The sequence below is a fragment of the Paraniabella hibiscisoli genome (assembly GCF_022512515.1).
Classification (GTDB): Bacteria; Bacteroidota; Bacteroidia; order Chitinophagales; family Chitinophagaceae; genus Niabella; species Niabella hibiscisoli.
Map to the genome: position 1 here is coordinate 2,731,577 of NZ_JAKWBK010000001.1, position 25,117 is coordinate 2,756,693.

Genomic DNA, 25,117 nt, shown 5'->3' on the forward strand with positions numbered 1-25,117 from the left:
AATGGAATACAGTATTGATGAGAATCTAAAATACCTGGACAATGGTCATTTTTATTTAGGCTTTGGTAAAGGGCATAGCGAAGAGGTCTCAGCGAATTTGAACAACGGCGTGGAGCAATTCAGTGTTAACCATCCCGACAGATTCCACGGAAAGGAAATAGACTACAGGATCGACCATAAGCGTTCCGCCGAAAGCGGTTGGATCAGTATATCCGGATTTTTGCTGACACCCAGGGAGAAGCCTGAAGCGCAACAGTATTTTGGCGTATTTAAGAACAGGGGTTTTACGGCTAAGGAAGCTTTCAATCTGGTGGAAGGCCGGGCTGTCTGCAAGGACCATTGGAAAGATAATGAGAAGTATCAATCCTGGCATGTACTGAATTTTGAGAAAAAGACTGCTAAAGGAAATGCCAAGATTGACAATTACCACGAGAATTATGGTTATGATGTAGCAAAGGCCTTGCAAAATCTGAATTGGAGCAAGGTTACCGGACAAGGGATGCCGCCCTGGGCAGAAGAAAACCTGAGAAAAGGTGATCCGCTTCGCGGGACACTGGAGGTGAATGGTATGGACGTAGAAGCTAATATTATAGCCAATCCAAAATCACGGGAAGTACTGGGTGTTGATGATGAAGGTAAAATCATTGCACGCGCCGAAGGTCTATCTGAAGCCTATCAGCAGAAAAAAGGAGTGCAGCCAACTACCGATCTTCAAACGGATCAGCAGCAACAGACAACCACCAACTTATCTCAGGAAGATCAGATGCAACAGCAAGAAGTGGTTACTAATGATCCTGCTCAAAAGGGAATGGAACAATACGTGGAAGATAGGCAGGTACACCACGAAGAAGTGGAGCGCCCGGTTATAGACGAAATAATATCAGATGAGCAAATGGCAGCGCAGGCCGCTGAATACTTTAGTAAAAATACCGCTGATGAAGGTCTCGACCCTTTTTGGGAGAGCTGGCCCGTGATCTGAACGCTGATGTTTCTGAACTCAACGACATTCCGTTTATGCCCGATGATCCCACTGTGATGGACCAGCAAGCAGGCAAAGACGTTGACACCGCGGGTACAATAGCGGAGTCTGGCAAGCAGATGAATGAGCCAGGGAAAGAATTGGCAGGTAAAGAAGTCAACCAAAAGGGGCCTGAGCTTGCAGGAGATACAACAAAGGTTGAAGCTAAGAAGGCAGCGGATGATAAAAAAAGTAACCACAGAGAGAAAACCTCCAGTAAGACAAAAGAAAAGGTCGAACGTATCCCTCCCAGGCAGCACACACCGCTTGATGACAGGGGACCATCGAAAGGCAAAAAGCGTTAGCCGTTGGGCGTTCCCCGCCCGTGGCGGGTCGGGCTCTTGTTTCAAGCCCCGCAGCAGGCGGGGCTTTTCCCTGCAATCCCTAACGCATGAATTGACCAGTTTTAAAATAAGTATATGAAATCATTGAAAAAAATATTGGACGAATGGAAAGCTGGTAAGGTATCCGGTTCAGTTACCATGTACCGGTTACTGGCACCTAATGTGCAACTGGTACAGCTATGGCCCGAATATAAGCCCGGTGAATCGATTCCTGCCGACCTGCTACCACGTATAATTTACCTGATCCTGGAAGATAGCCAGGCGGTAGGAGCCGTGGAGCCACAGGAAGATAACTTGCAGGCTGTGATGCTATCGCAATGGCGGGGAAAAGGCATATTTAGCAAGGCTATGAAAGAAGTCATCCTGCCGCATATCCTGCAAAGCAAACCCCTGCAGCGGCTGCAGTTGCAGCGTTCTGAGTATGGCGACAGGAGGGTTGGACAGCTCAAAAAAATGGCTTTGTCCATGGGTTTTATCCTGTTGAAAGAGGATGCGGAAATCCGGCTCGTGCTCGATGCTTCTAAAAAAAGGTTACCCATTTTATAGGTGGCAAAGACCAGCTATTATCTCCGGAGCGTAAGACGACCATCCGTCAGGACCTTTGTTATATGGCTTACCGGTTGCTACTCATTCGTTCTGAGATGGAACTTACCGAAGGTGTGTCGTACAGCTCCGATGCCATCGGCGATATTATAAGAAACTTACAATATCATACAACTTCGTAGAGGGTTAAGGTGTAACAGCCATCGCCGCTTCCTGTCCAGGAGGCGGCTTTTTTTTGCTGGTGAGCCAAAACTGTTTGCCGTGCTACCAATAGTCTGCAGATTATATGGTAGAAGAAATGATCAAAGGGATCAATCAAAAAAATATCAAATAAGCATTAAGAAAGCCAGCACTTTTTTACAGGCGGCACAGTAGACATAACACCCTCCCCTCCGTCATCTAAGTGACTAATGTTGCTACTGAGCTTTTCAGCCGCTTTTCACCCGTCTGCTTTACCCGCCCCGTACCTGCTAAGTGCCCGGTCATTACGTTGAAATGTTATTCCGGCATGACCCATTCAAACGGGACAGCGAAGCTACGATCCTGGCAAAGACAGGAGCGTGTCTGCGGCCGCCATAGCAGGGCCCGCCTTGCCACGGGTTTTTCAAAAAAATCTCCACCGCCCTTTAGCCGCCTAACAAAAAATATAGGCGGCAGGCGGTCGTATTTTTTTGAAAGAAACACGCTCCGGTCTTCACCAGGATCGTAAAACAGCTTCGGTTTGAAAGGGCAATGCCGTCAGCTTTCAAACGTAACGATGACCGGTGGCTTAGTAGCCGAGTTGCCGCGAGTAACACAACGGAGCAAATTGGCTTCCTGAAAAGCAAATAGCCTAGTAAGCGCTTCACTCAGAGACAGCGGGTTGGTTGAAATGTCCCAATTGTTCGCTACCTGTGGAAAAAGCGTCTGCCGGTATGCTGCCGGTACTGATGAGCCTTGCAAGGCGAAACGCTAACCTGATTGTGTTACAAAAAAATAAGCTCATGAAATTTTTCAACGATTGTACGACGCTCGATGAAGTGAAGGCCTTGTACAGGAAACTGGCTTTTGAGTACCATCCGGACCGGGGTGGAGATACGGCTATCATGCAGGCCATTAATACGGAGTATGCATATGCTACAGCACTCCTGCTTAAAGGCGCTAACCTGTCCCAGGAGGATACCGATAAAGAAATCCGGTTTTCCGATGAATACCGAAAGGTAGTGGAAGCCATCATTAACCTGCCGGGTATCAGGATAGAACTGGTGGGTTTATGGATTTGGGTGACGGGTGAGACAAAGCCTGTACGCAAACAACTACGTGAAGCAGGTCTTTTCTATGCATCCAAGAAAGAAGCCTGGTATTACCGAAGCTCAGATCTTAAGGAGCTCCGCAGCAGTCAGAAATCCCTGGACCAGATACGCAGCAAATACGGCAGCGAGGAGGTCAAAACCGGTAAGACGAAAAAAGTCCTCATTTTCTGGGTGCCTGATTATTCACTTTTTAAAATACATAGCTATGCTACCCTCTATTAGAATTTCCAAAGAGTTGGCGCTGCCCGATACTGATCAATGGCAGTTTCGCTTTAACGTCCGCAGTGAGACCTCCAACCGGCTTTACACCATTGCCCAAAATAAAAAGAAGCGGCATTGGGGCTGTAGTTGCCCGGCCTGGAAACGCTACCGGCATTGCAAACACCTGGATGCTATAGGTATCCCCGGTTATGAAAAACCTTATGAAGTAAATCTTATCAAACAATGACCCTATGGCTAAGAAAGGATTTTTAGAAGGTTATAAGACCTATGATACCACCGATGGTTTTGGTCATGCAGGCCAGTGGCGTAGTGCCTTCCGCGAGCGCATGAGTAAGGAGGAAGCTACTGAAGTATTACAATCCCAGGAACTGACTCCCTACCAGCTATTAGGTGTTACTACCGGTGCCACAAAAACCGAGATCAAACAGGCTTTTCGTAAGCTGATCGCTGAGTGGCACCCGGACCATAACCAGCACCGCACCAGCGAAGCAGAGGAAATGAGTAAGAAGATCATTGCTGCCTATAGCCTGCTTACGAGTTAATCCATTTTTTATACTCCAAACGGGTACACCGTTACCGTACACTTTCCTGCAATGAAGACTACCGTATTAAAGGCAAGCAAAGAACTGGCAGAAGATATCTCAGGTGATCTGCTGTCGCGCCGCAGCGCTACTAACAAACCTGTTTTCAAGAGAACCGAAATTGAAAATGGCTTTGAGATCAGCGGGCGGCGAAAGGATGAGGAGAGATCATAATCTTTCGCTTTGTCGATGATCAAGGGCGAAAGCGATTTGATTATGATGAACGATTACTGATTTTTTATTAACACAAACAATTATTATGAAACACAATTTTGAAGAGCGCAGGCAGAAGCGGATTGACTATGCCAAAAAGCAAGCTGCCAAAAACGAGCAGCTATCAGACGAGCTATATAACCAGGCATCCAAAATGAGTTCAGCCATTCCGTTTGGTCAACCTATCCTGGTAGGCCATCACAGCGAAAAAAGAGACCGTAACTACCGGGATAAAATTCATAACAAGTTTGGTAAAGCGTTTGAGGCTAGTGATAAGGCTAACTATTATGAGCGAAAAGCAGAAGCCATAGAAAGCAATGATGCGATATTTTCTGATGACCCGGGTGCACTGGAAAAATTAAAAGCTCAGGTGATACGACTGGAGGCCAACCAGTCTTTTATGAAGGAAGCCAACCGTTTTATACGTAAAAAAGACGAAGCTGGCTTTTTAAACATGGAGTTTGGTACACCTGAATTGTGGAAGCAGTTGAATACACCCGATTATTTGGGTCGTGTTGGTTTTGCCAGCTATGCCTTCTCTAATAACAGCACGAGTATCCGACGGATTAAACACCGTATCCAACAACTGGAGCTGTTGGAAAGCCGTCCGGCCTCGGAAGTGCCTTTCCCGGGAGGTATGGTAAAAGAAAATAAAGAAGCGGGCCGGGTACAGTTCCTCTTTGATGAAAAACCATCGGAGCAGATCCGAAAAATACTAAAGGGTAATGCTTTTCGGTGGAGCCCCAATGAAGAAGCCTGGCAGCGACACCTCAATGCCAACGGCATATTTGCCGCCAAAGCAGTACTGAAAAAACTCCTGGAAACCCAGCCCGGCTGCTAGCCTCCGGCGTTTTGCTCCCCAAACATTTATTGAACTATTTAAAACCGTATACAGCGGTTACTGTATCGTCATGTCATGAAGCGACTAAATGCGAAAAGCACCCGGATATTCTGCGTGCTGATGGATAGCCTGGTAGACAACTACCGTAAAATCGAAAACAAACCTTACATGCCGCTCTCAATGGAATTTATTGGCACTGCACAACTCCAACCTTACGGACTGGCTATGCTGTATAGCCTTTGCCATTACTATAAACAAAACGGCGATTTAATGCAAGACCCCGAAATGTGCTTTGCAGTGGTAGACAATCGAGAACGGTCTAAAGATTATACAGCGGTGTATGTCGTTCCCTATATGTACCAGCAGGCGAACCTGGGTATTTACCAGGAAAGCATACAAATAGAGGAGGGTTGCTTCTTTAGCTCATTTGATGAGCGCCAGCAGGCACAACATGCAGGGTTTGCTGACACCTGGCTGGATAATATAGAGCAGCAAGGCTTCCTGTTGGGCCTGCAAGAAGGAGCGCCCGAATAGCACACGGTAGCGTAAAGATTACTGTATTATTTTTTAACCGGGCTGCCAGTGAAAAGGCAGCCCTAATTCATTTTTATTATGAAACCACTAATGCACCTGAACCTGGTGGAAAGAGCGCAGCTATTGCATGATCTTTTCCTGAAGAAATCCCGAAGCTAGTCAGCTATATAGATGGCTTGTGCGCGGTGATCATTGAAGACCAAGAGCAAAGCAGGGCTTGCTGGTCGAACGGTCTCATCAGCTTCGATGGCTGGCTAAATCTGGCTACAGAAATTCAGGCTATCATCAAAAAGCATGGGAACCTCCTGTATAAAAGGCATAGCCTGTTTGCTACCGAATTATTCGGATGGACCAAAGGCCTTGTAAGCGCTCACTGCCTGATCGTATATGTTACTACACAACAGCTCCCCAATCCTAAGTTTAAAGCGATGATCGAAATCCTCTTCGACCAAAGCGCTTCTGCTTAAATCATTATTTAATCATTTCTCAAAAACAATCAATTATGGAAACCATAGTAAAAAAGCAAGAAACGAAAGCGGTACCCGCCAAAGGCAAGGTTATACCGATTGAAGAGCAGTACTACCATCTGCCCGTATCAATGATCGAGGTTTCGCCATCGAACTACCGGAAGTTCTATGACCAGCAGGCGCTGGAGGAATTTGCCGAACAGCTAAAATCGACCGAGGTAGAAATACTGCATCCCATAACGGTACGTCCAATGGGCAAAAAGTATGAGCTGGTTTACGGTGAGCGCCGGTTCCGGGCGGCACTACTGGCGCGGCTTACCAGCATTCCTGCCAAAATCCAGGATATGACCGATATCGAGATGAGAAAGCGCCGCTTAGCAGAGAATATCCAGCGAGAGAATCCGCATCCGCTGCACGAGGCTTTAGATATTAAGGAACTGATGGAAGTAGAGGGGAAAACCACACTACAAGCTGCACAGGTGTTGGGCAAATCGGCTGCCTATGTTCATAACCGCCTCAAGCTAGCGGACTTAATAGAACCGTTACAGGAATTACTCATCTCAGGCAAGCTAACGGTAAGCGAAGCCGCTGAGCTCGGTACCCTCGCTAAAGACTCACAGGAAGAGTTTTTACGCAGCATTGTACTGGCTGGAAAGAAAAGAAGCATTTTTCGATCAGTAATGTACGGTATTTCATTGGTCGCTATAAATACGATCTGAAAAAAGCACCTTTTAATGTGAAAGATAAGAAGCTGGTACCGGAGGTTGGGGCCTGTACGGCTTGTCCGTTTAACTCCGCTACGCTCAAGACTCTTTTTCCTGAGATGGCAAAGGAAGCGGTTTGTAATAACAAGACCTGTTTTAAGAATAAATGTCTTGCCAGCGCTGAAGCTATGATCAAGGCTGCGCTTGAAGCTTACCAGCCTGTGGCGATCCTGTTATCACACCAGGTAAATGAAGAGTATAGTACGCTGATCGATTCACTGCCGGAAACCGCAGACTTGCCCCGCTATAATTTCTATGATGTCAAGAAATTTACCGAACCGGTAAAACCGGAGAAAAGTCTTTACCTGGTATGGGATGAACAAAGGGAAAGTCCGTGCCGGACCGCGAAGGATTCAGCCAGGCGATTCGGGAGTACAGGGAGGATCTGGCTGAATACAAAAGGTTGCTCTCGGGCGAAGGCACGCTATTGGGAATTGCTATATCCGGTGCCGAGATAAAACCGGTCTATTTTAATCCGGATATAAAGGATGCACCTGAGTTTTCTGCAAGCGGCCAGGTTACTGCAAAAGAAGTACAGCAGGCCATTAAGGACGGCTCGGCTACACCTGAACTGATCCGCAAAGAAATAGATCGGATCAAAAGCCGAGAGGACCGGTTTAAAGAACTGGATCGTAAGAAAGTCCAGGAGCGACTGCACGAGGAGTTTGCCGCTGCATTGGAACAGGGTAAGCTGAAAGCGGGGCTTACGGCAGCAGACAAGGCGGCTGTGCGCTTCATCGTGTACGAAACGCTGAACTACCAGCATAGGGATGCAATGAAAAGATTATTGTTCCCCAAAGGATATAAAGACAATAAGGACTTCTTTGAGAAACTGGCTGCTATCAGTGACGTGCAGTTTGCAAAACTGATCAGAACTGTAATTGTTGGCAACTACTCCAGTAAGGTGGAAGATACGACGTATGGTTTATGTCTGTACCGAATTGCAGAGGCCTCAGGCCTGGATGTAAATACAATCGAAAGTGACCAGGGCGATAAAGCTGCTGAGCGCCAGGCGCGCCTAAAAGAGCGTACCAAAGGCTTACAGGCACAAATCAAGAAGCTGGGTATTGACAAGGCTGCCTGATAATAGGGTTGGATAAGGGTAAAGGTGACTGCTTCGGCGGTCACCTTTCATTTATTATACCAGTAAACTAAAAGCTCAGACTATGGGTAGAAAACTATCTTTTGACCAGCTCTGTAGGCTGCGCAGGCTGCGAAAAGCCAGGCGGCTTTGGAAAAAGCAGCCGTTGTTCGCTTATTTGTATATGTCGATGGAATATCCGGGTTATAGTTACCAGGAATTTGTGGATGATTTAAGAAGGCGCAGTAAACCTATAAAGCGAAAAGTTAAAAACGACATGTTTCGTTATGGCCGGTACGCTCGCATAAGGAGCCTGATAAATAGGTACGAACGAACCGGGAACCCCGATGATGCGCTTGCTGCAATGCGGTTGGTTCGGGTGCTCCGCAAGCCTTACCGGGTACTAATCAGGATCGGCAACGAATATATCGAATACCGTTTTGAAGCCTTTATACCCATTGATGATATAGAAGGGTTATGCACCTCTTTGCAAAATTGTTTAACAGAAACGCAAGCTGATGAAATAGTTAATGCTTTTAGGAAAGCGCATCGGGGTATTTAATTGAAGCATTGTATGCCCGAAAGGAGAGCTGCCGGGGGGCGGGTCCGGTGTCTGGGGGAAAGTATTTTGTTTTTTGAGTTGTGGTCTTACCTATCATTACCGCTTTTTTCAAACGGGGTGACCCAGACGGAGTACCGATTTTTTGGTTTGCAATATCCAACTATAGGACCGGTCTGCCTTTACCTTTTCTTTCGGGCCGGCGTTATCAATCCTTGTTGTTATAAGACTTATTCGAAAGTAATGGTTACGTTTCCCACGCCTAATGCTGTCGCCAAACCCGATGTGTCATCAATGGTGCCAAGCCGTGTGTAACTGTATGAGGTTGAAAAAGTTTTATAAAACAATACCAATGTCCTGGAACCATACAGCATTATATCTCCGTTTTGTATCGTTCCCGGATTAGACGAATGTGCCGGAAGGCTTTTTGACAAGTCAAAATATTTCTCATTGCCGTTCAATTCAACCATGTTGATAGTTAAAGGCAACATATCTTTAAATGCCTTTGCTGCATTGTTATCGAACAGTGTAATAGTAAAGGTTTTTGAATTGACCTTTATCTTTATTTTACCATTTGTCACAGGGGTATTATTCTCTGTGTTGGTATTGTTCTTATTATCTTCTTTGCTACAAGAAGATGCACTGCTTATAAAAATCGACATAAGGGCTAAAGTCATTAAAAATGAACGCTTCATCATCCTGGTATTATTTTAAATGCTCTTTAAAGAATGTTTCTAATTTACCAAACGGGATAAGGTCTGTTTTGTCATACAAATCCACGTGAACTGCATTAGGGATAATCAGTAACTCTTTCGGCTCAGCCGCCATTTTATAAGCATCTTCGCTGAAATAACGGGAATGCGCCTTTTCTCCCGCAATCAATAACATGGGTCTTGGTGAAATCTCTTTAATGTAAGTTAAAATAGGCATATTCATAAACGATAATGCATTGGTAGCATTCCAGGCACCGGTTGAGTTTAGGGAACGTTCGTGATAACCTCTTGGGGTGCGGTAATAATCGTGATATTCCTTTACAAATTGTGGTTCATTGCCTTTGAGTTTTTCGGGATTTAATATTGCTCCGGGAGCGAATGTTCCTGCTTCTGCATCTTTCCAGCGTTGCTCCCCCAATTGCTCTAATGTTTTGCTGCGTTCTTCCAAAGTAACAGCATCATTATATCCTTTTGACATTACTCTTGTCATATCGTACATACTTGTTGTAGCAACAGCCCTTACACGTTTATCAATAGCAGTAGCATTTAAGGCGAAACCTGCGAAACCACAAATCCCGATGATACCGATTTTGCTCCGGTCAATATTTTTCTGTATACCAAGATAATCTACTGCGGCACTAAAATCTTCTGTATTGATGTCGGGTGATGCAACGGCACGAGGTTCTCCACCGCTTTCTCCTGTATAAGATGGGTCAAATGCTAATGCAGCAAAACCACGCCCGGCCATTTGGTTGGCATATAATCCTGAAGATTGCTCTTTCACCGCTCCAAAAGGTCCACTAATAGCAATGGCTGCTAAAGGATCGTTGCCCCGCTCTTTTGGAAGATACAAATCTCCGCTAAGCATGATGCCGTAGCGATTTTTAAAAGTTACCTTTTGCCGTGTTACTTTATCACTCAGTTCAAATGTATAATGTTCTTTCTTTGTTGTATCGTTCATGTTCTCTCGATTTTTGTTTACTTGTACTTTGGCTCTGATTACAGGATTGACCTAAAAACATTAGGGTCGCAACAGCAAGCATTGATAATATTTTCATGTTATTTCTATTTTAAATTGCTTTAATGATTTTTGCAGGAATACCTCCTACAACTGTATTATCGGGAACATCTTTTGAAACGACCGCTCCTGCGGCTACAACAGCATTTTCGCCAATAGTTACTCCTGGAAGTATGGTTGCGTTCGCTCCAATCCAGGCGTTCTTTTGATGTGGATATGACCCGGCACAAGTGCGTGCCTGCTTTCGCGCGAAACGGGATGTCCCTCTGATAACAAACTTACTTTTGGTGCGATCTGTACATTATCTTCAATTGTGATGCCGCCTAAATCTAAAAATGTACAATCGAAGTTGATGAATACGTTCTTCCCGATTCTGGTATGCTTTCCATAATTGATATACAAAGGTGTAAACACCGCTACACTGTCATCAATTTTGCTATCTGTGATCTTGCTTAATAATGCTCTGATGCCTTCCGGCTCGGTAGTATTGTTCATTTGCAGGAGCAGCTTTCTTGTACTGTTTGCTGCCTCACGCATTTTATGAGCTTGCGGGTCATCTGCAGGAATGATTTCTCCGTTCCTTAACCGTTCAAAAATATCTGCTGTTCTTAATCCTGTTTGCATCACTTTTTTAATAGATAATGCAAAATTAAAAAGCAAGCCCCGCAGTGACTTTACTGCGAGGCTCAAGTTTCTTTACTTAGAAGCTCAATTTTATATCAGGGCAACGTCAGCGGGAGGAACGCCATATTGTCTTTTAAAGGCAGTAGAAAAATGGGAAGGATTTTTAAATCCGACTTCGATATATACGTCTTGTACTTTTTTGCCCTCTTCCTTTAATTTAATATAGGCCGCTTCCAGACGACGTTTGATGAGCCATTTCTGAGGAGTAAGGTTGCTGATCTTGCTAAAATCTCTTTTAAAGGTAGCCAGGCTACGGCCTGTATACGAAGCAATCTGCTCCATAGTCAGATCATCCATATAGTGATCTTCCAGGAACTCTATGATGTCAATCTTCCAGGGTTCTGTAAAGTCGAAGAGAATAGGGAAAAATACATCAGATTGATTGAGCAAGGCGAAGATGCCTTCCTGTAGCTTTAAATGAGCCACACCGTCTGAAGGTTTCATGTTCTCATCAAAGTAAGGTGTCAGGGATTGAAACAGGCTGGTAATATCTGCCTTTGGCTTAATGCTGAAAACATTCTTATCCGGTATTATTACTTTCTCGGGAAGATCAGCCTTACTTAGCTTGCTATAAAATTCCCTTAGTATTGCGCGATTAAATGTCAGGGATATGCCTTTGTACAGTTCTTCGCCTTTACTATTCTTGTACATCATCAACCGGTGGTTACGCCGGATAAAAGCGCATTCGCCCGCTTGTATAGTGATCTTTTTACCGCTATCCTCTATAACCTGTTCACCTGAATATAGATACAGTAAAACATGTTCGGGCGTAGCATGAATGCACTTTTCACTATAATCAGAAAAGCAGGAAAGAAATATGCCTGAATAGTTTAGGGTTCGTAATGTATCTGCTGCTTGCACGTTATATACTAATATTATTTTACAAAGGTAGTCATTGAATGGACTGCCATCTTTACTGCCGGGCTCAATTTACATTATTGAGCGGCTCACGTCAGCTGACGTAAACCCTTAGAATAGGCTCAATTGACTATCTTCCTTTTTATGGACGGGTAGTTCAAAATTTGAAATTCCTATTCCCAGCAGCCGAACCTTTTTGCTGTCAACGGGCGCATTATTTAAAATAGTAATGGCAGCCATTTTTAAATCGGCTTCTGTATGAATTAATTCAGGCATCGATAAGCTGCGCGTAATGATGGTGAAATCATGGAATTTAAACTTTACCGTTATAGTTCTTCCTTTTAGACCGGATCGCTGAAGCCTTTCTGCCAAACGGGATGAAAGTGTTTCCAGTTCCGGCAGCATTTCCGCTCTGGTAGTCAGGTCTTGTTGATAGGTATCCTCCACACTGATTGATTTTGTCTCCCTGTGCGGTTGCACCGGCCTGTTATCAACGCCTCTTATTATATGATAGTAAAAACGCCCTGCCTTGCCGAAATGACGCACCATTTCCTCCTCAGACAATTTTTTAAGATCGGCTCCGGTATGAAGCCCCATCCCTTGCATTTTTGCGGCAGTTACCTTTCCCACACCATAGAATTTTGCTACCGGCAGCTCCTCCATAAAAGACTCAATTTTGGAAGGGCCGATAAAGGTCAAGCCATCCGGTTTATTCTGATCAGAAGCGATCTTGGCAACAAATTTATTAATGGAAACCCCGGCAGAGGCCGTAAGCTGCAGCTCGTCTTTAATAGCGGCACGGATCTGTTTAGCTATCTCGATTGCTGAACCAATACCTTGCTTATCGTTGGTCACGTCCAGGTAAGCTTCGTCTAAAGAAAGGGGTTCGATAAGATCGGTATAGTAATGGAAGATCTCCCGAATATGGCGGGACACAGCTTTATAGGCATCGAACCTGGGAAATACAAAAATAGCTTCGGGGCACAAGCGTTGGGCCGTCTTGGAAGGCATTGCCGAGCGAACGCCGAACTTCCTTGCTTCATAGCTTGCTGTAGCTACAACACCGCCTCTGCCTTCTGGCATACCACCTACAATCAGCGGCTTTCCCCGATACTGCGGAAAATCACGCTGTTCCACCGATGCGTAAAAGGCATCCATATCAATATGAATGATCTTGCGGTACATTGTCGTTCTGAATGGCTTTATTGATATGCAAAACTTTTATTGCTGATTGAAACAACTTTCTTCGGATACCTGCAAATAAATGAAATGACCAACTGCATGACGTAATGGCTACTCGCGTAGGATGTAAGGCTGCTTTTAATATCGTCTAAGGAGAAAATATCAGCGCCATTGTCAATATAACCCATTCCATAAAAATGCCCGTTTTCTACCCAAAGGCAACTTTTCTCATTACTGTTTCTTCCCTTATCAATAATATAAAATGTTCCTGCATCTTCTTTTAGAAAAGAAAGTGCCTTCATTACCTTTTCGTTGTAAACTTCAGCAGAATGGTTTGCGGTGCAGAGTAAATTGTTTTTTTATCAACCAGGCTGCATAGCTCGCAGCTGCTCAAACGGCATAGCGAAGCACATAGACCAAAACGTCTTGACAACTCACGCAGTTTACTGATCCCGCCCTGATGTGTAGTAAATACCTGGACAGGTGCCGGGTTTTTGCCCAGCTTGGAGATTTTCATCCTGAGATAACCTTTCGGGTCTTCGTGTACGAACAGGCCGTATTTGGCGTCGTATTTTTTAAGCGCCTGGTTATACTTAGGAAAAAGTCTCTTTATTTCCAATGCTTCCAATATAAGCGCCATCAATTCGGTCCCACATACCTCATAGCTGATAGAGGCTATTTCGCTGATCAGGCTTTGACGCAACCGCTACCGTTATTTCTTTTAAAATGCTGAGCGACCCGCTTTTTCAGGTCATTGGCTTTACCCACATAGATAGCCTGCCCCTTATCGTTATGAAAATAGTATACGCCGGGTTTATTGGGCACTTGCTCAAAATCATCTCTTAACGTATCCGGTACCACCTGGGGCTCTATATTACCTCTTTCCAAAAAAGCAGGAACAACGCCCTCGCTATCCCACTGCAATAATTGCTGAAACAACAATACCGTTGCATCGGCATCGCCACCCGCCCTGTGCCTGTTGTTCAACTCAATTTCCAGCGCATCACACAACTTACCCAGGCTATAAGAAAGTAATCCTGGCCTGATCGCTCTTGACAGTTGTATGGTGCATAACTTGCTCGCCTTATATTGGTACTCGGCTATTGCCAAATGATGTTTTATAAACGAGTAATCGAAATTGACATTATGGGCCACAAATATCCGGCCGTTGAGCATTGAGAATACCTCCATTGCTATTTCACTAAAAACGGGACTATCCTGAACCATTGCATCATCAATACCAGTCATAGCTGTTATGAATGGCGGTATACGTTCAATAGGCTTGACTAAACTGTCAAAACTGGCTACAATAGCATAACCATCAAAAACCCGTATCGCAATTTCTATGATGCTGCCGCCATTTGTAGCATTACCCCCGGTTGTTTCTATATCAACTATTGCATATTCCATATACTGGCTGCCTATCTTTTTATATTAAGCACTTCAGACCTCAGTTCCTGGAGTATTGATTTAACTTCCTGCATGTCGGTCATTGGTTCCGGCATTTCTTTGGACTGGTAGCTATAAAACTGCCATATCTCTAATATATCGGCTATATCGACCGAGTAGGGTCGGTAACTGGTATTTAGTGATTCCAATAAAACAGTTCGGTCCTCTTTTATCGTAACCAGCTTAAACACAAAATCATTGTCACCGCTGAGGATCACGATACAGGCGGTCCGTGGTTTGATGCTTTGCCAATCCTCTACATAGCGCCCGATCACATCGCTGCCATCAGGTACCGGTAGCATAGAATCGCCCGTAATCGGGAACATCCTGAAAGTACCTTTAGGAATATTGGGCAAATTGAATTTAGGCAGCGTTGAAATAAAGTCGGGGTCATTAAACCCCTTGGCATATCCTGCTTTTGCCTTTACGGGAACATACTCAATGTTTTCTTTATTGGTTTTATCCACTGTTATGGCTAACACACGCAGCTGCCCACCCCGTATGTATACATCGCTGCCGGCTTCGAGTTCCCGGAGCCTCAATTCTCTAATTTGGAAAGATCAATCTTTATAAGTGTATCGATACTGATCTTAAAAAACTGGGAATATTTGAGTAGATCTTCCGGCCCCGGAGATTTGACGCGGCCGCTTTCCATAGACTCTACTTTTTCTGAGTAATGCCGAAAGCTTCAGCAAGCTGCGCCTGAGTCATTTTCTTCCTGGTTCTCAGGAATTTAAAGTTGGGAACGAAAAAAGTTTTTGGCGTGTCCATAAATAACGCTAACATTATTAGGTGAGTAATACTAATATTATTAGCAAATTTATGAAAATTAATGGGACAAGCAACAGAGATACAGGAAAATGTGGTGGAGCGTTTGCGACAGGAAATCCTTGCTATGCAAGGCCTGCGTGTCCCCCTGGAGAATGAACTGCGTGATACGGGCCTGGGGATTATTAATAACGCATTTCCCAATCAAACCTTCCCGGTTGCAGCCACTCATGAATTTATTAGCGATAATGCCCAAAACGGTGCGGCCTCTTCGGGTTTTATGGCGGCGTTACTCCGCATATTAATGTGTAAAGGCTCCTGCCTTTGGGTAAGTACCAGGTGCCGGATATTTCCTCCCGCCCTTAAGGCTTTTGGCATATCACCCGACCAGATGATCTTCATTGATGCCAGGACCAGTAAGGACGCACTTTGGATTATTGAGGAAGGTCTGAAATGCCAAACGTTGGCCGCCGTAGTGGGTGAAGTGCAGGAGCTGGGCTTTACCGAATCCCGAAGACTTCAGTTAGCTGTTGAAACGTCGCGTGTTACCGGTTTGATACACCGGTACGGTAGTTTACCCACCAATGTTACCTGCGTTTCCCGGTGGCGGATTACGCCAGTTGCCAGTATAGGAGAACCTACGATTCCTGGTGTTGGCTTTCCGGGTTGGAATGTCGAATTATTGAAAATAAGAAATGGAAAGCCCGGCAGGTGGCAGGTAGCCTGGAACCCCGATGGATTTAAGGTAGTCCAGCAACCCAAAGTAATAGAACATTTACCGGCAAGAAAAACAGGATAGAGATGCAGCGATATATGTGTATATGGTTTCCTTATCTGCTGGCAGATAGAGCTATCCAGCTCCGGCCCACTTTGAGCAAAGTCGCCTTTGTTCTGGCGGCCCCTTCCAGGGGGGGCGTATGATTGTTCATTCGGCCAGTATCGAAGCTATTAACAAGGATATTCACCCAGGTATGGTAGTAGCTGACGCAACTGCAACCCTGCCTGCACTTAAGGTTTACAATTATAAGGAAGGCGTGTGTGAAAAGCTGCTGGCTGAACTGGCAGACTGGGCATTCAGGTTTACACCTGTTATCGCTGTCGAAGCTCCTGACCGTCTTTTAATGGATATAAGCGGCTGCCCACATCTGTGGGGAGGTGAGGAGCAGTACCTGGCCGATGTTGTAGCTAAACTAAAACAACGAGGCTACCATGCTAATGCCGCGATTGCCGATACCATTGGCGCTGCCTGGGCCGCTGTCTGCTATGGCAGACCCGGGCAGATCATTCCACCGGGAGGGCAGCAAACAGCGCTTAGCAGCTGGCCACCGGCAGCACTGCGGCTGAGTCCTCTTATCCTGGACCGGATGCACAGGCTGGGTTTTTATAAAATAGGCAGCTTCATCAATATGCCCGGCACGGTACTCCGCCGTCGATTCGGGCAACAGTTGCTTACCCGTATCGGGCAGGCCTTAGGCACAATGCCCGAACAGCTGACTTCTGTACTACCTGCTGTGATCTTCCAGGAACGATTGCCTTGCCTGGAGCCAATCAGGACCAGGACCGGAATAGACATAGCCTTAAAAACCTTATTGGAAGCACTTTCCAAACGTTTGTTGAAGGAAAGTAAAGGACTGAGAAAGGCCATCTTTAAAGGCTACCGGTTAGATGGCAATATCCAGCAGATCGATATTGGAACGAATAGGCCCGTTCGCAACGTAGCACACCTGCTGCAGTTGTTTTCACAAAAGATAGAAACGATCCGGCCTGCATTGGGTATAGAATTATTTATACTAGAAGCTCCCGTAGTAGAGGATCTTTCGGCGCAGCAGGAATCTTTATGGACCGCCTTAGGCGATAGCGACGCCAATACGGAACTGTCAAACCTGTTAGATCGGATTGCAGGGAAAGTAGGGAGTGCTGCCATTCGACGTTACCTGCCCGCAGAGCATTACTGGCCGGAACGATCTATGAAGATCAGCCATTCCATTTCCGAAAAGCCGGATACCTTATGGCGGGTAGATCGCCCACGGCCCATTTGTCTTTTAGAGCAGCCGGAAAAAATAGAAGTAACAGTGCCGGTACCAGATTATCCGCCCATGCTTTTTATCTACAAAGGGCTTATTCATAAAGTAAAAAAGCAGACGGGCCTGAACGTATTGAACGCGAATGGTGGATGGATAAGCAAACGCAGATCAGGGATTACTACCGCGTTGAAGACGAATCGGGTGCGCGGTATTGGCTATTCCGGTCGGGTAAATATGACGAAGGAAACCCTCAATGGTATTTACATGGATTTTTTGCATGATAGTTATGAAGCAGTATGATTACATAGAATTACAGGTTACCTCGAATTTTAGTTTTTGAGGGGCGGCAGCCATCCCGAAGAATTGATGCAATACGCGGCCGAACTGGGTTATCAGGCAATTGCACTGGCCGATCATAACACATTGGCAGGGATTGTAAGGGCGCATGTGGCGGCTAAAAAAGCAGGCGTAAGATTCATACCGGCTTGCTGTCTGAACCTCGTGGACGGGTTCAGCTTGTTGGCGTATCCAACTAATAAAGATGCTTACAGCAGACTTTCGGCATTACTTACTGTAGGCAATCTGCGTACAGAGAAAGGCAAATGTGAATTATATAAAAAGGATGTTTACGAGCATGCTGCAGGAATGAAATTTATTATCATTCCACCTGCCAGCTTAAATGAATGGTTTGATTTTGAAGAGGATTTTAAAAATGCTGTAAGGGAATACAGTGACCGGTTAGGCAGACACGTTTACCAGGGGGCCATTTGTTCCTACCAGGGAGATGATGCCAAAAAGCTTTTCAGGCTCAATCAACTGGCTGAGCGTTACCAGGTGCCGATGGTTGCTATCAACGACGTTCATTATCATGATAGGGATCGCAGGGAGCTTCAGGATATCCTTACCTGCGTCCGGGAAAAGAAAACCATACACAATGCAGGCTACCTGCTTTGTCAGAATGCAGAGCGTTATATGAAACCTGCCAAAGAAAAATGGCGCCTCTTCCGCCAATACCCTGAAGCGATCCGCCGCACAGGCCAAATAGCAGATGCCTGTACTTTTTCGCTGGATGAGCTGCAATACGTTTACCCGGAAGAGCTGACCACAGAGGGACATACACCGCAACAAGAACTGATTAGGCTTACCTGGAAAGGAGCGGCCGAGCAGTTTGGTAACGATATACCTGAAAAAATCAGGGAGACGATCAACATGGAACTTGATTTTATCGAAAGAAGAAATTATGCGTCCTATTTCCTGACCGTATACGATTTTGTCTGTTTTGCCCGCAGCCGGGATATTCTTTGCCAGGGGCGTGGCTCGGCCGCCAATTCAGTGGTGTGTTATTGTTTAGGTATCACTTCCGTGAACCCGTCAAAATTTAAGGTCTTATTTGCCCGGTTTATGTCCGACGCACGCAATGAGCCACCGGATATTGATGTGGATTTCGAACATGAGCGGAGAGAGGAAGTAATGCAATATATCTACAGTAAATAGAAGGCACCGTGCCGGCATTGTGGCAACGGTTACTGAAGTGCATTGGAAGGGAGCTGTAAGAGATGTAGGAAAGGCGATGGGACTTTCTGCAGATGCAGTAGATCACCTGGCCAAATCATCTTATGAGTTCACAGGGGATTGGTTTGACGGAAAAGTGACCGCAGGTAATGGCTTTAAATCGGATGACCCTCATTTATTAAAAACGCTTGAGCTCACGCGGCAATATATCGGTTTTCCCCGGCAATTAGGACAGCATACTGGAGGGTTTGTAATTACTCAGGATAGACTTTCAGATCTATGCCCGATCCTGAATGCGCGCATGGAGGACCGGACAAATATCGAGTGGAATAAAGATGATATTGAAGCGCTGGGCTTTTTGAAGGTAGATGTGCTGGCGCTGGGGATGCTTACCTGCATTCGAAAAGCTTTTGATCTTGCCAGGAAACATTATAATCTGAAACTGACCTTAGCCAATGTACCCCAGGACGATCCTGATGTCTACGAAATGATCTCACATGCGGACACGGTTGGCGTTTTTCAGATCGAGAGCCGGGCGCAAATGTCCATGTTACCACGTCTGCGGCCTAAATGTTTTTATGACCTGGTTATCGAAGTAGCCATTGTTCGCCCAGGTCCTATACAGGGCGACATGGTGCATCCTTATCTGCGACGCAGGAACGGAGAAGACCCGGTTGAATACCCTTCTAAAGAGCTGGAGGAAATTTTGGGACGAACATTAGGGGTACCGCTGTTCCAGGAGCAAGCTATGGAAATAGCCATCGTCGCGGCGGGTTTTACCCCGGCTGAGGCAGATGGTCTGCGCAGGAGCATGGCGACCTTTAAAGCGAAGGGCAAAGTAAGTGATTGGGAAAAAAGCTCATTAGCGGTATGATGGCAAAGGGTTACCCGGAAGACTTTGCCAAACGCGTATTCCGGCAGCTGGAGGGATTTGGTAGTTATGGATTCCCCGAAAGTCATGCGGCTAGTTTTGCCTTACTGGTTTATATATCCTGCTGGTTGAAACACTACTACCCGGATGTGTTTGCGGCAGCGATCCTCAATAGTCAGCCTATGGGATTTTATGCTCCGGCACAATTGGTATCGGACGCACGTAAACATGGTGTAGCAGTAAGACCAGTAGATATTAACCTTTCCGCCTGGGATAATACATTAGAAGAATTATCGGGAAAGTATTGTGCCTTGCGCTTAGGCTTCAGACAGGTCAAAGGTTTACGCGAAGAAGATATGCAGGTCTTGCTGTCTGCCCGCAGAGATGGTTTCGCGAGCCTGCATCATCTGCATGATGCGGGGGTATCCGAATCGGCATTGGAAAAGCTGGCGGACGCAGATGCTTTCAGGTCTATCGGCCTGGATCGGCGGCAGGCGCTTTGGGAAGTGTCTGCCCTGTCAGATAAACCGCACGGCGTTTTCAAAGGACAGCCATCAGAAAGCACCACCGAGCCGCTGATCTGTTTACCCCAAATGACGGCAGCCGAACATGTATTGCAGGATTACAGTAGTACAACGCTGTCCTTAAAAGCCCATCCGGTGAGCTTTGCGCGGGCGCATCTAAAGGCCAATCAAATACATGCCACTTCGGATTTAGCCGGACGTAACGACGGCGAGTTTTTATGTGTTGCCGGAATCGTGCTGGTGAGGCAGCGACCAGGTACGGCTAGTGGGATCTGTTTTATCACCATTGAAGATGAGACAGGTACTGCAAATTTGGTGGTATTTCAAAAAGTATTTGAACAATACCGCAAAGAGATTTTGCAATCCAGGTTGCTCATGGTTTCGGGCCGTTTACAAAAAGAAGGAGAAGTAATACATGTTGTGGTAACGACCTGCTATAATATGTCCTGGCTGCTCCGGGAAATGACAGCGCCGGGTACAGAACCACAAGTGCTGCCTCAGTCAAGAGCAGATGAAAAGGATGGTGAATTATTTCCTGCCGATGGCAACAGGAAGCTGAAAAAGCAGTGCAAGGTGAATTATTCCCCTCGAGAAATTTTAAATGACAATCAATGCAACAAAAATTATTTGACGATATAGAGCAACTACAGTTGCCGGAAGAGCTGATGACCTACACTCCCGGTTTTATTAGCCGGGAAGAAGGAAATAAACTGTTGAAGTTACTTTTGGATACCGTTCCCTGGCAGCAACATAAAGAGATTATGTATGATAAGGAAGTGATCACGCCCCGGCTCTCGGCCTGGTATGGCGATAAGAGAAAAAGGGACGAAGGGAAGCGCGAAGCTTTACCGTGGCTTTCGGAACTGGATGATCTTAGGCAGCGGATTGAACAGCACACCGGTGTTAGTTTCCAGGGCGTGTTACTTAACTATTATCGGGATGGAAATGATTCTGTAGCCTGGCATGCAGATAAGGATACCATGCCTGGTTTGAAAACCGATATCGCATCGGTTAGTATAGGCGAAGAAAGGAACTTTGATTTTAGGAACAAGGACGATCACAGGAAAAAGTATTCGATTAAACTGGAACATGGGTCTTTACTACTAATGAAAGCCGAGCTGCAAAAAGGTTGGGAGCATCGCATAGCAAAGTCTATAATGCCAATGAATGCAAGAATTAATATGACGTTTAGGAAGGTGATGGATTAGGTCATAGCTATTCTCCAAAAAAATCCGAAATTGGGGAATTACTATTATTAATTTACTATTTAATGGATAAAAAGAGAGGGTTTATATCATATAGCTGGAGTGATGCCGATCACCAGGACTGGGTAACAAATCTTGCCAATCGATTGGTGCAGGATGGGGTTGATATAAAATATGACAAATGGGATTTAAAGGAGGGGCATGACAAGTATGCTTTTATGGAGTCAATGGTGAATTCTTCTGACATAGACAAGGTACTTATCATACTTGACAAAAACTACTGCATAAAGGCCGACAACAGAAAGGGGGTGTTGGAACCGAGACGCTCATCATTACCCCCAGCTTTATGAAAATGTACAACAGGAAAAATTTATACCCATTGTAGTGGATCTGGATGAGAATGGACAACCATATCTTCCTGCCTATCTTAGGGGAGGATATATGTCGATCTGTCCAATCCGGAGCACTTTGAAGTTAACTATGAAAAACTTCTAAGAGTTATATATGATCGTCCCAGTCTAACGAAACCCAAGCTCGGCATCCCGCCGAAATATCTCTTTGAGGATACTCCATTTCATTTCAAAACAACGACTTTAGTTAGAAGTTTCGACAGCCAAATTGAGAAGAATCCCAATAGGGCAAACACTTATTTGCGTGATTTTCTGGATGAGTACTATAATAATCTACACGAGTTTCGGCTTGATACTTTGGACACATCTACCATGGGTCAAAATGCGTTAGATAAGCTTACTCAATATGCTCCCTTGCGAAACGATTATATCCAATTTTTAGACAAACTGCTAAGAAGTGAAGTTCGCTTTGATTTTGACACAATTCTTCGCTTTTTTGAACGATTACCTTTATTGTTTGGTCCCCCTAAATCGGAGACTGACCATGAATTTAGACAAAGTTGGCGTTATAGGCATTTCCGTTTAACAACTCACGAACTCTTTCTATATACCGTGTCGGTCGCTTTGAAAAATTTTCGATACGACTTCTTAGAAGAGTTATTTCACGCGAGATATCTTGTTCAAGAATATGAATACAATTACAAAAACGAACCGCAAACATTTGAAGCTCTGAGCTTTTATTATGAAGACATTGACGACTTTTACAGAGAGTTAAGAGGAAAGAATTATTACAACGTTCACGCTGAACTAATGGCTACAAGAGTACCTGATTTTTACGATAGAGAAACATTCTTAAAAGCAGATTTGCTCTGTTATTACATTGCTCAACTTCATGATTTAAGATGGTTTCCCCTAACTTATGTTTACCTAGGTGAGTATGGTTATTCTTTTGAGTTCTTCAACAGATTAGTTTCGATGAGGCATTTTGAGAAAACTAAAGGTGTACTCGGTTTTGACAATGTGGATGATTTTAAAGCTAAAGTTATAACCTCTTTAAAGGATGATGGTACTGGTTACAACGGAAGCCTTAGAAGCAGAATACCAGGGTTACAACGATTCGTCAATTGTGAACGCATCGGTACAGAAAAATAAGCTTTCGGTCGCTTTGTAATATATTTTCCATATGCTATTAAATAGGAGGAGGCAGATGCCTTCCAAAATTCAACCATTTTGGACTGGTATAATGTCTTGCTAATGTCGCGTTTCCTCTAGGTCGCTATTTTCTTTTAGGTATAGTTTTGACAATTAAATTACATGACTTATGAAAAAGAAAACAAGCCCGCCAAAGAAACTGGCATTGAACAAAATTCATATTGCGGACCTGGCAGCAATGGACCGGGTCAGAGGTGGTTTTACGTATGCACTTTCCCTCGGGTGGAAATGCAAGGAGTCTAAAGCAGCCGGAGCCGATAATCTAAATGAGTGTGCTGACATCTACAACGGAACTCCGGTAGGATCGCCGGAGGATATCAGTTCAGAAAATGCTTAGGGCCGGCCGCGCAATGCGGTAAATGTAAAATAGGAGGTCGCCGCAATAAAAATGTAGTAACCGGGTACATATCCCGATGCCGTGAATGTTAGAACTAACGCCTATACAGTCGAGATAATATTCTCCGGGCTTGTGTTTCATCTTCAGGATTAAAATCAACCCCAAATGATTGGGTGGTAGTGGTGGCCGGATGCTCCGGCCATTATCTTTTACCTTACCATAAAAAGTTTGCTATGGATACACGTATGATCATCATCAGTATTGTTGCAATCATTGTAGGGCTGGCGCTCCGTTACTGGATGAACCGGCGCCGCTTCAACCGAAATAACTACGCCGGTGTGTAAACCTTCAAAAGCTATGAGCATAAAGTCGTTATTGGCCCGGCAGAACATTTCATTAAGCTATTAGGACTTTTGTTAGCCTTGGCGGGCGGATTCTTGTTATTTATAGTTTGCAGTAATAAGCGTTCCGCAGAGAAGCACCGGCAGGAGCATATACAGCCATTAAAGTAACGATGTATGTCACAGGGCCGCAGGCCGACAATCGTGCCCGAGTGTTGGTTAGTGGTTGGGGCAGCGCTCTTTTGCGAAGTCTTTTAAGTCGGAAGGTAAAATGAGCTTCCCTATTTATACGGTTTAAAACGGGTGTTTTTACGGTATCAAATCCTGCACTATCCGACTAACTTTGGGCCATACTCTCAACCAAAGCCAGTTACACATGAAATCATTTTACTCGTTAATCATCGTTTTCCTGCTCTTCAATACAGTAACCTATGGCCAGGACATAGCAACAGACAGCAAGGGTAAGTCAGTATTCTCTTATTTCAGTACAAAGAGGTATCGCTTCGACTTTAGCGCGAAAGACTTTTCCGTTACGCTGTCCACCAAGCCCCGGATCACTAACTACTATTTCGACACCATTTGGAACGGGGCAGCCTTCACCCTTGATTCTACCGTAATCAAACAGCGCGCCTACTATCTGCAACCTTCCATGATCAACGCTGCAGATATCGTCAGTCTTTCCGATTTTTCGGGATTTCGACCAGGTGGCAAGTTAAAGCTCGGCTATCAAAGCCAAGTAAAGAAAATATTCGACGTCTATAAAGGAACAACCTATGCCTGGGGTGTAGGTGTTTTTGTTTCGCTGGACAACATAAAATTATTCAATACCGATAAGAATATTGTTGAAAAGCGCTATCCTTTCAGCTACGGCGTTGAAGGAAATTTTACTTTCTTCCCTCCTAAATCAAAATACTTCGTACTTGCTCTAAATACCAGCCTTAGCCGCGGATGGAATGACGACGGGTTGTTAAGCTATAAGGATTTTGGTTCAGCAATCATAACCTCCCAGGTAGTTGCCTTTGACAAGTTCGACGGAAAATACGGACAGTTAAAAACTGACGTAACACGGTTTAGGTTTGCAGCCTCTGTGCCTGTAAGTATCTGGTATTTTAATCCAACACCTTACGTGGTCCTCAATTCGGTGACGGGAGATGCCCCAGCATATTATGTCGGCATTTATAACAATCTATTGAGTAAAAAGATAAAATTTAGAGCGTTTGAAGCTCCGTCCAGCTTTGGTATTGGCATCGACTGGCGCCATAAAGATGAATGGTCTTCAGCTAACGTGTTTGTAAGAGGCAATATTTCGATTGGGGAACACTAAGGACGGGAGTCTGGACATATTTCAGTCATACGGAATTTCTCCAATATTCCCGTTATGTAATTTACATTTATGCTGAGGGGTATAGGATCAGTTGAGCAATAATTATTTATGTACTTTTACCGCTCAACACTTTTTGTCTATGACAATCGATGATCTAATTAATGGTGCCCTCAAAGGCCGAGGCGGTTTCCTGGAGTCTTCAAACCTGTTTGCTGTTGTAGGTGACATTAAAACAGCCGAGCTCTTCGTCATGAATTTACAAGAATTCTTTACTGAAACCTTTTTC

34 protein-coding genes are annotated in these 25,117 nt (G+C 44.9%); 24 read left to right on the top strand and 10 right to left on the bottom strand.

Features of this window, described 5'->3' with window-relative positions; all coding sequences use genetic code 11:
* Nucleotide 1: 1 nt before the first annotated feature.
* The 14 genes from MKP07_RS17225 to MKP07_RS17290 all read left to right on the top strand — a co-directional run bounded on the left by MKP07_RS17225 (nt 2) and on the right by MKP07_RS17290 (nt 8,462).
* On the top strand, nt 2-979 hold the full coding sequence (locus tag MKP07_RS17225; RefSeq protein ID WP_240848281.1) for a hypothetical protein: 978 nt from the start codon (nt 2-4) through the stop codon (nt 977-979).
* Complete coding sequence (locus MKP07_RS17230) at nt 955-1,323, top strand: hypothetical protein (RefSeq protein WP_240848282.1); 369 nt, start codon at nt 955-957, stop codon at nt 1,321-1,323. Before MKP07_RS17225 ends, MKP07_RS17230 begins: the two co-directional genes overlap by 25 nt.
* Before the next feature lie 114 nt (nt 1,324-1,437).
* Nucleotides 1,438-1,908 carry a hypothetical protein gene (locus MKP07_RS17235; RefSeq protein ID WP_240848283.1) on the top strand — a complete coding sequence of 157 codons (471 nt, stop codon included), beginning with the start codon at nt 1,438-1,440 and terminating at the stop codon, nt 1,906-1,908.
* Between the two features lie 980 nt (nt 1,909-2,888).
* On the top strand, nt 2,889-3,419 hold the full coding sequence (locus tag MKP07_RS17240; protein WP_240848284.1) for a hypothetical protein: 531 nt from the start codon (nt 2,889-2,891) through the stop codon (nt 3,417-3,419).
* Nucleotides 3,403-3,645 carry a hypothetical protein gene (locus tag MKP07_RS17245; RefSeq protein WP_240848285.1) on the top strand — a complete coding sequence of 81 codons (243 nt, stop codon included), beginning with the start codon at nt 3,403-3,405 and terminating at the stop codon, nt 3,643-3,645. The genes MKP07_RS17240 and MKP07_RS17245 overlap by 17 nt, the downstream gene beginning before the upstream one ends.
* 4 nt (nt 3,646-3,649) lie before the next feature.
* Nucleotides 3,650-3,961, top strand: a complete 312-nt coding sequence (locus tag MKP07_RS17250; protein WP_240848286.1) for a J domain-containing protein — start codon at nt 3,650-3,652, stop codon at nt 3,959-3,961.
* A gap of 51 nt (nt 3,962-4,012) precedes the next feature.
* Nucleotides 4,013-4,174: a hypothetical protein gene (locus MKP07_RS17255; protein ID WP_240848287.1), complete on the top strand. Its 162-nt coding sequence runs from the start codon at nt 4,013-4,015 to the stop codon at nt 4,172-4,174.
* An 85-nt stretch (nt 4,175-4,259) separates the two neighbouring features.
* On the top strand, nt 4,260-5,054 hold the full coding sequence (locus MKP07_RS17260; RefSeq protein WP_240848288.1) for a DUF3560 domain-containing protein: 795 nt from the start codon (nt 4,260-4,262) through the stop codon (nt 5,052-5,054).
* 75 nt (nt 5,055-5,129) lie between these two features.
* Entirely contained in the window at nt 5,130-5,588 is a 459-nt protein-coding gene (locus MKP07_RS17265) for a DUF6908 domain-containing protein (protein ID WP_240848289.1), read from the top strand.
* 185 nt (nt 5,589-5,773) lie between these two features.
* Complete coding sequence (locus tag MKP07_RS17270) at nt 5,774-6,055, top strand: hypothetical protein (protein ID WP_240848290.1); 282 nt, start codon at nt 5,774-5,776, stop codon at nt 6,053-6,055.
* Between the two features lie 35 nt (nt 6,056-6,090).
* On the top strand, nt 6,091-6,774 hold the full coding sequence (locus MKP07_RS17275; protein WP_240848291.1) for a ParB/RepB/Spo0J family partition protein: 684 nt from the start codon (nt 6,091-6,093) through the stop codon (nt 6,772-6,774).
* A 17-nt stretch (nt 6,775-6,791) separates the two neighbouring features.
* The gene (locus MKP07_RS17280) at nt 6,792-7,277 is read left to right on the top strand and encodes a hypothetical protein (protein WP_240848292.1); all 486 of its coding nucleotides are present in this window, start codon (nt 6,792-6,794) and stop codon (nt 7,275-7,277) included.
* The gene (locus MKP07_RS17285) at nt 7,223-7,903 is read left to right on the top strand and encodes a hypothetical protein (RefSeq protein ID WP_240848293.1); all 681 of its coding nucleotides are present in this window, start codon (nt 7,223-7,225) and stop codon (nt 7,901-7,903) included. The genes MKP07_RS17280 and MKP07_RS17285 overlap by 55 nt, the downstream gene beginning before the upstream one ends.
* An 82-nt stretch (nt 7,904-7,985) precedes the next feature.
* The gene (locus MKP07_RS17290; RefSeq protein WP_240848294.1) at nt 7,986-8,462 is read left to right on the top strand and encodes a hypothetical protein; all 477 of its coding nucleotides are present in this window, start codon (nt 7,986-7,988) and stop codon (nt 8,460-8,462) included.
* Between the two features lie 227 nt (nt 8,463-8,689).
* On the opposite strand, the gene MKP07_RS17295 is transcribed toward MKP07_RS17290, so the two are convergent.
* The 10 genes from MKP07_RS17295 to MKP07_RS17335 form a co-directional block, all read right to left on the bottom strand.
* Nucleotides 8,690-9,157: a cyclophilin-like fold protein gene (locus MKP07_RS17295; protein ID WP_240848295.1), complete on the bottom strand. Its 468-nt coding sequence runs from the start codon at nt 9,155-9,157 to the stop codon at nt 8,690-8,692.
* 7 nt (nt 9,158-9,164) lie between these two features.
* On the bottom strand, nt 9,165-10,133 hold the full coding sequence (locus tag MKP07_RS17300; protein ID WP_240848296.1) for an alpha/beta hydrolase: 969 nt from the start codon (nt 10,131-10,133) through the stop codon (nt 9,165-9,167).
* Between the two features lie 109 nt (nt 10,134-10,242).
* Nucleotides 10,243-10,383 carry a DapH/DapD/GlmU-related protein gene (locus MKP07_RS41250; RefSeq protein ID WP_317236041.1) on the bottom strand — a complete coding sequence of 47 codons (141 nt, stop codon included), beginning with the start codon at nt 10,381-10,383 and terminating at the stop codon, nt 10,243-10,245.
* Nucleotides 10,350-10,880 carry an LbetaH domain-containing protein gene (locus tag MKP07_RS17305; protein ID WP_317235845.1) on the bottom strand — a complete coding sequence of 177 codons (531 nt, stop codon included), beginning with the start codon at nt 10,878-10,880 and terminating at the stop codon, nt 10,350-10,352. Before MKP07_RS17305 ends, MKP07_RS41250 begins: the two co-directional genes overlap by 34 nt.
* Nucleotides 10,881-10,904: 24 nt before the next feature.
* A complete protein-coding gene (locus tag MKP07_RS41255; RefSeq protein ID WP_240848297.1) occupies nt 10,905-11,735 on the bottom strand; it encodes a helix-turn-helix domain-containing protein in 831 nt (276 codons plus the stop codon).
* 108 nt (nt 11,736-11,843) lie between these two features.
* On the bottom strand, nt 11,844-12,917 hold the full coding sequence (gene dinB, locus MKP07_RS17315) for a DNA polymerase IV (RefSeq protein WP_240848298.1): 1,074 nt from the start codon (nt 12,915-12,917) through the stop codon (nt 11,844-11,846).
* Between the two features lie 17 nt (nt 12,918-12,934).
* A complete protein-coding gene (locus MKP07_RS17320; RefSeq protein ID WP_240848299.1) occupies nt 12,935-13,216 on the bottom strand; it encodes a hypothetical protein in 282 nt (93 codons plus the stop codon).
* Nucleotides 13,216-13,617 (bottom strand): GIY-YIG nuclease family protein, encoded by a 402-nt coding sequence (locus MKP07_RS17325; RefSeq protein ID WP_240848300.1) that lies wholly within the window; start codon nt 13,615-13,617, stop codon nt 13,216-13,218. The genes MKP07_RS17320 and MKP07_RS17325 overlap by 1 nt, the downstream gene beginning before the upstream one ends.
* Nucleotides 13,602-14,324: a nucleotide excision repair endonuclease gene (locus MKP07_RS17330; RefSeq protein ID WP_240848301.1), complete on the bottom strand. Its 723-nt coding sequence runs from the start codon at nt 14,322-14,324 to the stop codon at nt 13,602-13,604. The genes MKP07_RS17325 and MKP07_RS17330 overlap by 16 nt, the downstream gene beginning before the upstream one ends.
* Before the next feature lie 11 nt (nt 14,325-14,335).
* A complete protein-coding gene (locus MKP07_RS17335; protein ID WP_240848302.1) occupies nt 14,336-14,905 on the bottom strand; it encodes a S24 family peptidase in 570 nt (189 codons plus the stop codon).
* 290 nt (nt 14,906-15,195) lie between these two features.
* Here MKP07_RS17335 and MKP07_RS17340 point away from each other — a divergent pair, with 290 nt between their 5' ends.
* The 10 genes from MKP07_RS17340 to MKP07_RS17385 all read left to right on the top strand — a co-directional run bounded on the left by MKP07_RS17340 (nt 15,196) and on the right by MKP07_RS17385 (nt 24,831).
* Nucleotides 15,196-15,930 (top strand): ImuA family protein, encoded by a 735-nt coding sequence (locus MKP07_RS17340; protein WP_240848303.1) that lies wholly within the window; start codon nt 15,196-15,198, stop codon nt 15,928-15,930.
* A gap of 118 nt (nt 15,931-16,048) precedes the next feature.
* Nucleotides 16,049-17,455 (top strand): Y-family DNA polymerase, encoded by a 1,407-nt coding sequence (locus MKP07_RS17345; RefSeq protein WP_240848304.1) that lies wholly within the window; start codon nt 16,049-16,051, stop codon nt 17,453-17,455.
* Between the two features lie 36 nt (nt 17,456-17,491).
* Nucleotides 17,492-18,649 carry a PHP domain-containing protein gene (locus MKP07_RS17350; protein ID WP_262919351.1) on the top strand — a complete coding sequence of 386 codons (1,158 nt, stop codon included), beginning with the start codon at nt 17,492-17,494 and terminating at the stop codon, nt 18,647-18,649.
* Nucleotides 18,650-18,668: 19 nt separating this feature from the next.
* Nucleotides 18,669-19,541: an error-prone DNA polymerase family protein gene (locus tag MKP07_RS41260; RefSeq protein WP_317235846.1), complete on the top strand. Its 873-nt coding sequence runs from the start codon at nt 18,669-18,671 to the stop codon at nt 19,539-19,541.
* Nucleotides 19,538-20,701 (top strand): helix-hairpin-helix domain-containing protein, encoded by a 1,164-nt coding sequence (locus tag MKP07_RS17360; protein WP_240848305.1) that lies wholly within the window; start codon nt 19,538-19,540, stop codon nt 20,699-20,701. The genes MKP07_RS41260 and MKP07_RS17360 overlap by 4 nt, the downstream gene beginning before the upstream one ends.
* On the top strand, nt 20,674-21,270 hold the full coding sequence (locus MKP07_RS17365; protein ID WP_240848306.1) for an alpha-ketoglutarate-dependent dioxygenase AlkB family protein: 597 nt from the start codon (nt 20,674-20,676) through the stop codon (nt 21,268-21,270). The genes MKP07_RS17360 and MKP07_RS17365 overlap by 28 nt, the downstream gene beginning before the upstream one ends.
* Before the next feature lie 62 nt (nt 21,271-21,332).
* The gene (locus MKP07_RS17370) at nt 21,333-21,617 is read left to right on the top strand and encodes a toll/interleukin-1 receptor domain-containing protein (protein WP_240848307.1); all 285 of its coding nucleotides are present in this window, start codon (nt 21,333-21,335) and stop codon (nt 21,615-21,617) included.
* A 300-nt stretch (nt 21,618-21,917) separates the two neighbouring features.
* Complete coding sequence (locus MKP07_RS17375) at nt 21,918-22,769, top strand: hypothetical protein (protein ID WP_240848308.1); 852 nt, start codon at nt 21,918-21,920, stop codon at nt 22,767-22,769.
* Between the two features lie 169 nt (nt 22,770-22,938).
* The gene (locus MKP07_RS17380) at nt 22,939-23,166 is read left to right on the top strand and encodes a hypothetical protein (RefSeq protein ID WP_240848309.1); all 228 of its coding nucleotides are present in this window, start codon (nt 22,939-22,941) and stop codon (nt 23,164-23,166) included.
* A 717-nt stretch (nt 23,167-23,883) separates the two neighbouring features.
* Complete coding sequence (locus MKP07_RS17385) at nt 23,884-24,831, top strand: hypothetical protein (RefSeq protein WP_240848310.1); 948 nt, start codon at nt 23,884-23,886, stop codon at nt 24,829-24,831.
* Nucleotides 24,832-25,117 lie beyond the last annotated feature (286 nt).